Origin of the sequence: Xaviernesmea oryzae (assembly GCF_900109605.1) — a bacterium.
Taxonomy (GTDB): domain Bacteria; phylum Pseudomonadota; class Alphaproteobacteria; order Rhizobiales; family Rhizobiaceae; genus Xaviernesmea; species Xaviernesmea oryzae.
The window spans coordinates 22,614-34,316 of record NZ_FOAM01000002.1 but is presented as its reverse complement, the minus strand read 5'-3'; the positions used below and the strand labels follow the sequence as shown (position 1 = coordinate 34,316).

10 protein-coding genes are annotated in these 11,703 nt (G+C 62.4%); all 10 read right to left on the bottom strand.

What is annotated here, in order from left to right:
• Positions 1 to 79: 79 nt before the first annotated feature.
• A complete protein-coding gene (locus BMX61_RS01900) occupies positions 80 to 652 on the bottom strand; it encodes a transglycosylase SLT domain-containing protein (protein WP_075627834.1) in 573 nt (190 codons plus the stop codon).
• 177 nt (positions 653 to 829) lie between these two features.
• A complete protein-coding gene (locus BMX61_RS01895) occupies positions 830 to 2,458 on the bottom strand; it encodes a CTP synthase (protein WP_075627835.1) in 1,629 nt (542 codons plus the stop codon).
• Positions 2,459 to 2,810: 352 nt separating this feature from the next.
• Entirely contained in the window at positions 2,811 to 3,350 is a 540-nt protein-coding gene (gene secG, locus BMX61_RS01890) for a preprotein translocase subunit SecG (RefSeq protein WP_075627836.1), read from the bottom strand.
• 165 nt (positions 3,351 to 3,515) lie between these two features.
• A complete protein-coding gene (tpiA, locus tag BMX61_RS01885; protein WP_075627837.1) occupies positions 3,516 to 4,301 on the bottom strand; it encodes a triose-phosphate isomerase in 786 nt (261 codons plus the stop codon).
• A gap of 373 nt (positions 4,302 to 4,674) precedes the next feature.
• The gene (locus tag BMX61_RS01880; protein ID WP_234794585.1) at positions 4,675 to 6,030 is read right to left on the bottom strand and encodes an aspartate aminotransferase family protein; all 1,356 of its coding nucleotides are present in this window, start codon (positions 6,028 to 6,030) and stop codon (positions 4,675 to 4,677) included.
• 135 nt (positions 6,031 to 6,165) lie between these two features.
• Entirely contained in the window at positions 6,166 to 7,176 is a 1,011-nt protein-coding gene (locus BMX61_RS01875) for an NAD-dependent epimerase/dehydratase family protein (RefSeq protein ID WP_075627839.1), read from the bottom strand.
• Positions 7,173 to 7,619, bottom strand: a complete 447-nt coding sequence (locus tag BMX61_RS01870; RefSeq protein WP_075627840.1) for a DMT family transporter — start codon at positions 7,617 to 7,619, stop codon at positions 7,173 to 7,175. Before BMX61_RS01870 ends, BMX61_RS01875 begins: the two co-directional genes overlap by 4 nt.
• A gap of 185 nt (positions 7,620 to 7,804) precedes the next feature.
• On the bottom strand, positions 7,805 to 9,124 hold the full coding sequence (locus tag BMX61_RS01865; RefSeq protein ID WP_075627841.1) for an FAD-binding oxidoreductase: 1,320 nt from the start codon (positions 9,122 to 9,124) through the stop codon (positions 7,805 to 7,807).
• Positions 9,121 to 10,566, bottom strand: a complete 1,446-nt coding sequence (locus BMX61_RS01860) for a UbiA family prenyltransferase (RefSeq protein ID WP_075627842.1) — start codon at positions 10,564 to 10,566, stop codon at positions 9,121 to 9,123. Before BMX61_RS01860 ends, BMX61_RS01865 begins: the two co-directional genes overlap by 4 nt.
• A 209-nt stretch (positions 10,567 to 10,775) precedes the next feature.
• Complete coding sequence (locus BMX61_RS01855) at positions 10,776 to 11,660, bottom strand: alpha/beta hydrolase (RefSeq protein WP_075627843.1); 885 nt, start codon at positions 11,658 to 11,660, stop codon at positions 10,776 to 10,778.
• Positions 11,661 to 11,703 lie beyond the last annotated feature (43 nt).

Here is an 11,703-nt window from a genome sequence, read left to right as displayed (position 1 = left end):
CACACGGTCATGCTCTTCGCCGCGAAAGCGGGGTGACAGGCATCAAGCGCCCGCCAGGCGCGAACTGGAGGACCTGATCTCAGCGGCAGCTGCGCAGCTGCTTGGAATAGTTGCGGGCGATACTGGTCGCCTTGGCGGCGGCGTTGCGCACGCCCGGATCGTTGCGCCACGTGCCGCGCGCGTAGCCGGCATGGCCGGAATAATAGGCCAGGTAAAGATTATAGGGATCGTTGAGCGCGATGCCGTTCTGCTGGTGATTGTAGTTGTGGTACCAGGCGACGAAGTGAACGGCGTCGGAGAAATTGGTGCGGCGTGCGCTCCAGCGCCCGGTCGCGCGGCGGTAGTGGTCCCAGGTACCATCCAGCGCCTGCGAGTAGCCATAGGCCGAGGAGACGCGACCCCAGGGAATGAAGCCGAGAATATAGCGGCGCGGCGGGCGGGCATAAGGACGGAAGCCCGACTCGACATAGATGGTGGCCATGAGAATCGGCACGGGCACGCCATATTCGCGCGAGGCCGAGCGTGCGGAACGCTCCCAATTGTTGAACAGCCCGTCGCGCTGCTGGAAGATCGCGCAGGCATTGCTGATATTTCTGGGAGCGGTCGCACAGCCGGTCAAGGCCAGCAGCACGACGATCAACACAATACGCATCGCTCACATCTCTCGTGGTCGAGATATGAATAGACGGTAAAGATTAAGGGAAGGTTTTGAGCAGGTCCCGAGATGGGATGGGTGGAGCGGCACGCATGCTGCCTGCAAAAAGAAAACGGGCCCCTCGATCAGGAGGAGCCCGTTTACAAAACAGGTCGCGACAGTCCGCGCTCGTGATCAGACCAGCCGGCTCTGCTCCAAGGCCGCCTCGACGAAGCTGGCAAAGAGCGGATGCGGATCGAAAGGCCGGCTCTTGAGTTCCGGGTGATACTGTACGCCGATGAACCAGGGATGGTCGGGATATTCGACCGTCTCCGGCAAGACGCCATCCGGCGACATGCCGGCGAAAACCAAGCCGCAGGATTCCAGCCGGTCCCTGTAGTCGATGTTCACTTCATAGCGGTGGCGGTGACGCTCGGAGATGGCGCTCGATCCATAGATTTCGGCGATCTTGCTGTCCTTCTTCAGGCTTGCCTGATAGGCGCCGAGACGCATGGTGCCGCCCAGATCGCCGGCCGCGGTTCGCTTTTGCAGCGCATTGCCCTTGATCCACTCGGTCATCAGGCCAACGACGGGTTCGTCCGTCGGACCGAATTCGGTGGACGAGGCCTTTTCGATACCGGCAAGATTGCGCGCGGCTTCAACAACGGCCATCTGCATGCCGAAGCAAATGCCGAAATACGGCACCTTGCGTTCGCGGGCAAAGCGGGCCGCATTGATCTTGCCCTCGGAGCCGCGCTCGCCGAAGCCGCCCGGCACGAGAATACCGTGAACCTTTTCAAGATAGGGCGCCGCGTCTTCCTTCTCGAAGACCTCGGACTCGATCCATTCGAGCTTCACCTTCACCCGGTTGGCGATGCCGCCGTGGTAGAGCGCTTCGATCAGCGACTTATAGGCATCCTTCAGGCCGGTATATTTGCCAACGATGGCAATGGTCACCTCGCCCTCCGGCGTGCGGATGCGGTCGGCGACGTCTTCCCAGGCATCCATGCGCGGCTTGGGCGCCGGCTCGATGCCGAAGGCGGCAAGCACCTCCGAATCGAGCCCTTCCCGGTGATAGGCAATCGGCACGTCGTAGATCGAGGCAACATCGAGCGCCTGAATAACGGCCGATGGACGCACATTGCAAAACAGCGACAGCTTGCGCCGCTCGGCCTCGGGAATCTCGCGATCGGCGCGCACAAGCAGGATGTCGGGATGAATGCCGAGCGCCTGCAACTCCTTGACCGAATGCTGGGTCGGCTTTGTCTTCAACTCGCCTGCGGCCGGGATATAGGGCATCAGCGTCAGATGCACGTAGATGGCCGTGCCGCGCGGCAGATCGTTGCCGAGCTGGCGGATCGCCTCCATGAAGGGCATCGCTTCGATATCGCCGACCGTGCCGCCGATCTCGCAGATCACGAAATCATAGTCGTCATTGCCTTCAGTGACGAAAGCCTTGATCTCGTTCGTGACGTGCGGGATGACCTGGACGGTGGCGCCGAGATAATCGCCGCGCCGCTCCTTGTCGATGATGTTCTTGTAGATCCGACCGGTGGTGATGTTATCGGTCTTGGTCGCGGAGCGGCCAGTGAAGCGCTCGTAATGACCGAGATCGAGATCCGTCTCCGCACCGTCGTCGGTCACGAAGACCTCGCCGTGCTGGGTCGGGCTCATCGTGCCGGGATCGACATTGAGATAGGGGTCGAGCTTGCGCAGCCGCACCCGGTATCCCCGAGCCTGCAGCAACGCGCCGAGAGCAGCGGCCGCGATTCCCTTACCAAGGGAAGAAACCACGCCGCCAGTGATGAAGACATATCGCGCCATGGGCTTAACCGGATACCTTTTCACGTCTGATTCCACCACCTGAAAAACGGGAAAACGCCGCGATGCGGCGTTTTTCGTTGTCTTCGAGCTTCCGCGTCCTGCGCGCGGCCCCTTCGCCCCGCCAGACCGCTGGCAACGGGCTTTGAGCAAGGATGCTCGACGAAAGGGCATTTCCTGGGAAATGCGCCAGGCTCCTGATCGGAGCGATTACCCGCCGTCGAAACGATCACGCTTCGCCTGGGCATGCTCTGTCACGCGAGACCCAAGGTCGCAACAGGGCTGCGAAAGCTCCCACAAAAGAAAACCGGCGGGCACTTTCGCATCCCGCCGGTCGGTTCATCGGGCCTGAGCCTTACTGCCCGCTGGGTACGCCGGAATTCGTTGCCGGCGGGGTGGCGGCCGGAGCCGCCGGTGCGTTGCCCGTGGCCGGAGCGGCCGGGGCGGTGCTGGCGGGAGCCGAAGGCTGGACTGGCGCCTCACCCTGCGGCACGCCCGTGGCGGGCTGGCCCGGCTGCGTTGGTGCCGCCTGTCCTGCCGGAGCCTGGGTGGCCGGAGCCGTCGTTCCCGGAGCCTGGCTGGCAGGCGCCTGGCCATTCGGCCCGAGCGAGTCGAGTACGCCATTGCCGGTCCCGGTCGTGCCGGGAATACGGTCGAGAACGTCGGTTGCGGTCGGCTGGTAGCGGGCGAGGATGCCCATGGCCAGCGCCAGCACGAAGAACAGCGTCGCCAAGATCGCCGTGGTGCGCGTCAAGGCGTTGGCCGCACCGCGGGCGGACATGAAGCCCGAACCGCCGCCGATGCCAAGGCCGCCGCCTTCAGAGCGCTGGATCAGCACGACGCCAATCAGCGCCAGGACGACCATGAGATAGATCACGAGCAAGATGGTCTGCATGTTCTTCCAAGATTCCGGCCGTCTGGCCAAACGTCAATCATCGGGCGGCTCCATATACCATGGGGCCACCCTTTCCAAGCCCTATCGGCCAAATCGGTCCGGCTAATCGTCACCGAAGCCTGAAGTGACCCGGTGCTTCATCCCCTCAATCAGCAGGGTTTCGGCTCACGCCGCGTCTGCGAGATCGACCAGACCCTCATAGGTTTTGTAGATGGCAAGGAAATCCTCCGCCTTCAAGCTGGCGCCGCCGACCAGCACGCCATCGACATGGGCAATACCCAGAATTTCGCGCGCGTTGGAAGGCTTGACCGAGCCGCCATAGAGGATGCGCATCTGCGCTGCCTCGCTGCCGACGCGCTCATGCAGGCGGCTGCGCAGGAAGTCGTGTGCCACGGCGATATCGGCCGCCGTGGGCGTCAGTCCGGTGCCGATCGCCCAAACCGGCTCATAGGCGATGATCGTGTTGCCGGCGCTCGCGCCTTCCGGCACCGATCCGGCAATCTGGCGTGCCAGCACGTCGAGCGTCTGTCCTGCATCCCGCTCGGCCTGGGTTTCGCCGACGCAGATGATCGCCTGCAGCCCGACGCCAAGCGCGGCCTGCGCCTTGGCCAAAACCAGTTCATCGCTTTCGGCGTGATCCTTGCGCCGCTCGGAATGGCCGACGATCACATGGGTCGCGAACAGATCGGCGATCATTTCGGCCGACACATCGCCCGTATAGGCGCCGCTATTGTGGTGATGACAATCCTGAGCGCCGATCTTCAGCGGCGAATCTTCAGCCAGAGCTGTGGCCACATAGAGCAACGTCGCCGGCGGGCAGAGAACGGCATCGACCTTTTGCGAAAGCGGCCCATCCAGGCCATCGGCAATCGCCTTGATCTGGTCGAGCGCCGAGCGCAGCCCGTTCATCTTCCAGTTTCCCGCCACCATCGGCCGCACGTCCGGTGTCATCACGCCATTCCTCCACCTGATCCTCAATATGTTTTGCACCTAACAGAAGGCCTGCCGAAAAGGAAGCGCCCAAGGTTTGCCGACCAAGTTTATCCCTCCTTTGCTCTGCGGTGCAGCATGTCTCTTTCCCGGAAATTTCAACGCATTTTCCCGTGTTGTCTTGTGCTCATCCCTTGTCGGGACGGGACGATATTGCAATGCAAAAGCTCTTTGGGCGAGACAGTACATCGCGATTAAATCGGTTCGCAGAGATTTAAATCGATGATACTTCGCTCAAAGAAAATGGGCCGGCGCCACTCAAGGCGCCAGCCCACTCTCCCTCCCTTATCCTCAGACGCCGGCTCGGCTTTCGAGCAGAAGCCCGTCCGCTAGATCAGCCGATCTGCGATCCGACGAAGTCCTTGACGATGCGGATGATCCCCCGACCGAGCAGATCGTCCAGCGATTCCACGAACTGGTCGACATGCTCGCGCCCGCAGATCAGCGGTGGCTCCAGGCGGATCACGTTGCGGTTATATTCGGTGAAGGCCACCAGCGTTGCATAGTCGCGCAGGAGCAGCGCGCCGATGAAGCCGGAGAGCGAGCCCTTGAGCTTGTCGTCGAGCACGGAGACGACGGGGCGCAGCACCAGCGGCAACGTCTGGCTGAAATCCTGGAATTCCAGTCCGATCATCAGGCCTTGCCCGCGCACCTCCTTGATGATCTTCGGATATTTCGCCTGCAGCGCCTGAAGGCGGCTGAGAAGATAAGCGCCCTGGACGGCGGAATTCTCGATCAGGTTCTCGTCATAGAGGATGTTCAGCGCTTCGATGGCGGTGATGCAGGCCTCGCCGATGCCGCCAAAGGTCGCCTGCGCATGGATCATCGCCGTCTTTGGCGAGCCATAGGCCTTCATGTAGATCTCGCGCCGTGCGATCATCGCCGCCATGGCCGTCTTGCCGCCTCCGAGCGACTTGGCGAGCGCGGTCACGTCGGGCACGACGCCGGCATGCTCGAAGGCATAGAAGCGGCCGGAGCGGCCGACGCCGCACTGTACTTCGTCGGCCACCCAGATCACACCGTGCTTGTCGCAGAGCAGACGCAGCTCCTGCCAGAATTCCGGCGGCGCTGTGATGATGCCGCCGCCGCCCTGGATGGTTTCGAGCACGATGACGCCGATCTCCGGATCGCTTTCGAAAGCATTACGGATCGCGTCGATATCGCCGAACGGCACGCGGACGTTTCGATCCACCAGGCGGAACTCGCCTCGGTAAAGCGGGCTGTCGGTGATCGACAACACGCCCTTGGTCTTGCCGTGGAAGGAATTCTCGGCATAGACGATTTTCGGCCGCTTTGGCCCCACTGCCCGCTCGGCCACCTTGATCGCCGCCTCCATGGCTTCCGAGCCCGTGGAGCCGAGAAAGACCATGTCGAGATCGCCAGGCGAAATCGCCGCGAGATTCTTCGCCAGAGCCGCCGCATATTGCGACATGAAGGCGATGGCGATCTCGTGCCGGCCCTCCTCCTGGAAAGCCTTGCGCTCTGCGATCAGGCGCGGATGATTGTGTCCGACGGCGAGCGAACCGAAGCCGCCGAAGAAATCCAGGATCTTCCGGCCGTTCTGGTCGATGTAATACATGCCCTCGGCACGCTCGACCTTGATCTTGTTGAAGCCGAGCAGCTTCATGAAATGCAGCTGACCCGGATTGATGTGATCCTTGAACAGGCCGTTCATATCCGCAAGGCTCATGGCTTTGGCATCGGCCACGCTCAGGAGCTGCGGATGGGGAATGGCGGGCGCCGTCGGTCCGGCGCCGCTTTCGGGCTGCGCTTCGGCGCGGCGGGTCTTCAGGTCGAGCATGGCGGCGTCCCTCTCTCTTTCGGCCTATTCGGCCGCCACGGTGGCGCCGGCGGCATTTGCCTGGCCCGCCTTCTTGGCGCGATATTCGTCATAGGCGGCAATCAGCATGGCCCCGTCCTGATAGCGCGGAACCCAGCCGAGTTCGCGCTTGAGCTTGCCAGTCTCGCGCACGCACATTTCATCGGCGATGAGATACTGTTCGGGATCCATGATCGGCAGATTGATCAGGTCGAAGAACGCCAGCGTCTTCTTCACCGCAAAAGCCGGCGTCGGCACCAGGACGGAGCGCGAGCCCGTGTGCTTGATCAGATCGCCGAGCAGCTTGCGCACGGAAGGCGGATTGTCGGAGCCGAGATTGTACTCGGCATTGGGCACGCCGCCCTTCCAGGCGAGATAGGCGGCATCGGCGCAATCAAACACCGAGATGAACTGATAGGGCACCTTGCCCGAGCCGATCATCGGCACGGGAAGGTTCATGTCGATCAGCTTGAACAGCTTTTCCAGAATGCCCAGCCGGCCCGGCCCGATGATCAGCCGCGGACGGAAGATGGTGATATCAAGCCCCTTCTTGCGCCAGTCGAAGGCCAGCTGTTCGGTCGCCCATTTGGACTTGCCGTATTCGCCGAGCGGCGCGGCCGGATGATCCTCGGCCTGTGGCGACTGAACCGTGTGGCCATAGATCATATCGGTGGTGAACTGGACCAGACGGGTGCAGCCCGCTTCCGAAATGGCCTTCATGATGTTCTCGGCGCCGTAATAATTGACCGGCCAGAAGAAGGCCCAGCGCTTGGCGCGTACCTGCAAGGGTGAGAGCATCTTGGCCGCCATGTTGTAGACCATGTCGTCGGGCGCGATGCCGACGGCCTTGACCTGGGCGGGATCGGTGACGTCGCAGCGGACGAAGCGCGCGCGCTGGTAGAGCGGCAGATCGGACTTGACGATATCGGCGATCACGACGTTTTCGCCATCGGCGATCAGCTTCTCCGCCAGATGGCGGCCGACGAAGCCATCGCCTCCGAAGATGATGTGGTTCATGCTGCGCTCCTGATATCTTTGGTCTCTGTCGAGGTACCCTTGGCGGCGGCCTCCGGCGCGTGGCTCTCGGAAGACCGGCCCGACTGGGCAATGAAGAAGGTGCCGACGCAGATGAGGGCGATGCCGGCAATGCGCCAGGCGTTGAGATCTTCGCGGAAGACGAAATAGGCGAAGACCGCCACGGCCACATAAGCCAGGCTCAAGAAGGGATAGGCGAAGGAAAGCTCCACCTTGGACAGGACGAAGAGATGCGAGATCATCGAGATGGCGAAAGTGACCAGTCCGGCAAAGACCCAGGGGTTGAACAGGACCTGGAAGATCCGCGCCACCGCCGTCTCCGCCGTAAAGGTCAGCGGTCCCAGCGACAGCATGCCCTGCTTCAGCATCAGCTGCGCCGCCGCATTGGTCAGGACGGTAAACAGGATGAAGGGAATATATTTCATCGCAATGCCTCTTTTTCTCGGCCCGTCTTACGCGTCAAATCTCAAAAACTGGTAAGGCTTGGCTAATACTTCGACTCAGGCTTGACCAAATCTTAAGATCGGGCGGCGTCCATCTTGACGGACCTGCGTAGTCACCGGCTTATACACGAAATCGGCGCGCTGCAGGCAGCCACAGCGCGACATGCTTAATGGCTGAGGCTGAGCGCGGTGCGTCGCCAGAAATCCGACACCAGAGCCGGATCGCGCAGTGCCTCCAGCGCACGCCAGTGCGGAAAGGATGCGGCAAAGACGTCGGGTCGCATGCGGGCGTCCTTATAGGGGTTGATCGCACCGCCGGCCGCCATCACGATCTCGTCCAGCCTGTCCAGCAGCCTCAATGTCGCTGCGCCCTGGTTGGCGAAATCCAAGGTCAGCGTGAAGCCTGGCCGCGCAAAGGTGAGAAGCCCCGGCGAAGGCTGACCGCCGAAGCGCTTGAGCACGGTGAGGAAAGAGCCGTGACCGGCCTCCCGGGCCGTCTCCATCAGCCTGGCGGTGATCTCCGGCGCATTGTCCTCGGGATAAACGGATTGATGCTGATAAAGACCCTTGCGGCCATAGAGACGGTTCCAGTCGCGAATGGCATCCAGCGGGTAGAAATAGCCCGGCCATTTCACCGTCGCGATGGTTTCGCCTGGCTTCTCCTTGCGAAAATAGGCTTCGTTGAACGCTTTCAGCGTCAGCCGGTTCAGCAGGCTGACAGGCGGGCGAAAGGGCACGGCCAGCTTTAGCCCCTTGGGCACGTCGGGGAATTCGCAGGCGCCATCGGCATGATCGCCGGCAAGCAGAACACCGCGACCGGCAGACCGGCCGGTCGCCAGCTGGTCGATCCAGGCCACCGAATATTCATGTTCGGCATCGACGCGGCCGATCATCGCGAAATAGGCATCGAGCCGGTCGAAGCGGATCGCATGCTGCTGAATATGGGGCGACGGCACCTTCATCAGTTTCAGCGTAACGTCGGTCACCAGCCCCGTCAGTCCCATGCCGCCGATGGTGGCGCGGAAAAGATCGGCATGGTCGTGCGCCGAACACACTCGCGGCTCGCCATCGGAACGCAGCACTGTGAAGGACAGGACGTGATGGCCGAATGTGCCCCGGCTATGATGGTTTTTGCCATGAACATCATTGGCCAGCGCGCCGCCGACGGTGACGAAGGCAGTGCCCGGCGTGACCGGCAGGAAAAATCGGTGCGAAACCGCCCGCTCCAGAACCTGTCGCAGGGTCACGCCGGCCTCGCAGCGCAGGATCCCTGTGCCGGGGTCGAAAGACAGGATGCGGGCGCGCGGACGGTTGTCGATCAGACTGCCCCGATCATTGTGGCAACTGTCGCCGTAGGAACGGCCATTGCCGAAGGGCAGATAGGCGCCGGGCGCCGCCGAAGGCATCGCCTCCTCATAGGCATCCACCGAGATGGCAGTGCGTGGATGCGTATCGAGACGCCCCCAGCTGTCGAACGCCTCGCTCATCGCGGCCCCAGGGCGCCGGCGAGAATGAGCATGGCGCCGATCGACATAATCACCAGACTGCGCCAGTCGCGCATGATGAAAACCACAGGATCCTCATGCAGCATGCGCCGGCGCGCCAGCATCCAGATCCGCAGCTGCATATAAAGCACAAGCGGGCAAAGCGGCCAGAGCGCCCAGGGTAGCGCATACATTTCCATCATCTCCTTGCTGTGCACATAGAGCGCCAGCACGAGGGCGGAGGTGAAGGCCGAGGCGACGCCCGCCTGCCCCACCATTTCGAAATCCACCGGGCGATAGCCGCGCCCGGGAACCAGCACGTCCTCGGCCCGGGCCACGTGCTCGTCGAGCTCGACATAGCGCTTCACCAGCGCCAGGCTCAGGAAGAAGAAGATCGAAAAGGCCAGAAGCCAGAAGGACAGATCGGTCTGGGTCGCGGCCGAGCCGGCGGCGATCCGCATGGTATAGAGGCCGGCCAGGGTGAAGACATCCACCAGAAGCTTGCGCTTCAGCACGAAGGTATAGGCCGTCGTCGCCACGACATAGATCGCCAGCGTGCCGGCAAACTCGATCGGCAGCAGGGCCGAGAGGCTGAGCGAGGCCAGCACCAGGCAGAGCGCCAAACTGAGCGCCATGGGCACCGAGATCTGCCCGCTCGCCAGGGGCCGGTAGCGCTTCTTGGGATGGTTCCGGTCGTTGGTGAGGTCGGAGAGATCGTTGATGATGTAAACGGCCGAGGCCAGGAAGCTGAAGGCAAAAAAGGCCAGGATCGTGTTGATCACCGCATCGATGTGCAGAATGTCGTGATTGAGCACCATCGGCACGCCGATCAGTACGTTCTTGGCCCATTGATGCATGCGTATGCATTTCAGCGCGGCAATGGCGCTTTGCGGCCCGAGATCCAGACGCTCGGCATCATGGCGGCGGCGCCAGCGCTCGGCCGGGCCATCGGGCGCCACGACGATCGCCCGGCGCGCCGCCTTGAAGACTGGCACGTCGTCGGCGCAGTTGCCCATATAGTCGAATCCGGCCTCGCCATAGCGGGCGACCAGGGCATCGCGCTTCCTGTTGCGCGTCAGATTGTGATCGTTCGATGAATGGAGAATGGCGGTGAAGAGGCCGGTGTGGTCGGAGACATCGCGCGCAATGGATTCCGCCGCGCCGGTGACCAGGACGATCTGGCGCCCGCTTTCGCGTTCGCGCTCCAGGCGACGCAGCACAGCCTCGCGATAGGGCCAGTCCTTGGCGCAGCGTCCCGTGCGAGCGGCAATTTCATGCTTCAGCCGGCCCTTGCCCCGGCTCAGCCAGTAGAGAAGATGGAAGACGAGAAATGGATTGCGCATCAGCACGACCGCGATGCCTTCCCACAGCGTATCCGTGGCAAGCAGCGTCCCGTCCAGGTCGACGCATAGAGGAATATGCCGGGATTCGGTGCGAACATCCATTTCGTATGTCCCCGCTAACATTTCCACGCACCATTCAACCAGCCCGCTTTCCAAATAGCAAACGAGCGCGGTCGTGGGGTCTGCAACCGGCTCGGGTGGTTAATGAAGGTCAGGCCGATGTGGTTAAGGCCTCCTGCCTTTCCCTTCGGCGTGGATGCAGAGCGAAAAGCAGCGGACGGGTACCCTCGCCCAAAGCGGCTCCGGCTGCCTCAGCGTGCATCCAGCCAGTTCAGCGTTTCGCGCCAGTCGGTCATCCGCACCGGCGTGCCATGCGTGCCGGAGCGAAAGAGCACGAAGCGGGTGGGATAGCCGGCCGTCTTCAGCTGCCGATAGAGCGCGATCTGCGCATCGGCGGGATAGACCGAATCGGCGCTGCCATGGCTGAAGAACATGGGCAGCCGCGCCGCATGCGCCGCACTCTTGAAAAAGGCGGGATCGGCCGGTCCGCCCATGATCATCATGCCCTGCAGTTCGGAGACCGCCTGCTTGTCGCGCGTGATGCCCCAGCAGATGAAGCTCCCCATCGACGCACAGGAGAGAATGACCGGTCGGCCGGGCGAGGCCAAAGCGGCATGGTGGATCAGCGCCGCGATATCGGCCACGCCATTCTCGTCAAACGACTTGATGCTGGCCGCATAATAGACGCCCCGCCCTTCGACCGCGAGGTTCTTGAGCCGATTGAAATTGCCGCCGAACGTATAGTCATTGGCGCCGAGCCGCCGGTCGCCGCCGCGGCCGTGAACGAAGATCACCGTAAAGGCCGCGCCCTTGGCCCGGCCGACGCGCACCACATCCACCGCGCGTCCGCCTTCCGTCACGGTTTCGAATGCCTGCGCACTCTTGACGCCCAGCGAGACATAGGCCCGCTTGACCCGGCGTTCGGGAATGTCGTCGCGGCCGTTGATGTCGCGCATTTCCTGATAATCCACCGTGCGAAAATCGCCACCGTCCTTAGAATCGACCAGCGCCGGATAGGCAAAAAGCGCGTCCTTGTAGGGGCCGACCAGCTCGGCGGCAGCCGGCCAAGCGCTGCCGAAAAGCATCACCGCCAGGAGAAAGCGCTTGACGCGAGCGGGAATTGTGGACACGGACATAAAGAAATGTTCCTCTTTTGATCCGGGTCTTGCCATTCCGACC

Bases quoted from the DNA above. Each gene is read 5' to 3' on its own strand.
- BMX61_RS01900 (WP_075627834.1), bottom strand. From the start codon at position 652: ATGCGTATTGTGTTGATCGTCGTGCTGCTGGCCTTGACCGGCTGTGCG.
- BMX61_RS01895 (WP_075627835.1), bottom strand. From the start codon at position 2,458: ATGGCGCGATATGTCTTCATCACTGGCGGCGTGGTTTCTTCCCTTGGT.
- secG (WP_075627836.1), bottom strand. From the start codon at position 3,350: ATGCAGACCATCTTGCTCGTGATCTATCTCATGGTCGTCCTGGCGCTG.
- tpiA (WP_075627837.1), bottom strand. From the start codon at position 4,301: ATGACACCGGACGTGCGGCCGATGGTGGCGGGAAACTGGAAGATGAAC.
- BMX61_RS01880 (WP_234794585.1), bottom strand. From the start codon at position 6,030: ATGAGCCTTGCGGATATGAACGGCCTGTTCAAGGATCACATCAATCCG.
- BMX61_RS01875 (WP_075627839.1), bottom strand. From the start codon at position 7,176: ATGAACCACATCATCTTCGGAGGCGATGGCTTCGTCGGCCGCCATCTG.
- BMX61_RS01870 (WP_075627840.1), bottom strand. From the start codon at position 7,619: ATGAAATATATTCCCTTCATCCTGTTTACCGTCCTGACCAATGCGGCG.
- BMX61_RS01865 (WP_075627841.1), bottom strand. From the start codon at position 9,124: ATGAGCGAGGCGTTCGACAGCTGGGGGCGTCTCGATACGCATCCACGC.
- BMX61_RS01860 (WP_075627842.1), bottom strand. From the start codon at position 10,566: ATGGATGTTCGCACCGAATCCCGGCATATTCCTCTATGCGTCGACCTG.
- BMX61_RS01855 (WP_075627843.1), bottom strand. From the start codon at position 11,660: ATGTCCGTGTCCACAATTCCCGCTCGCGTCAAGCGCTTTCTCCTGGCG.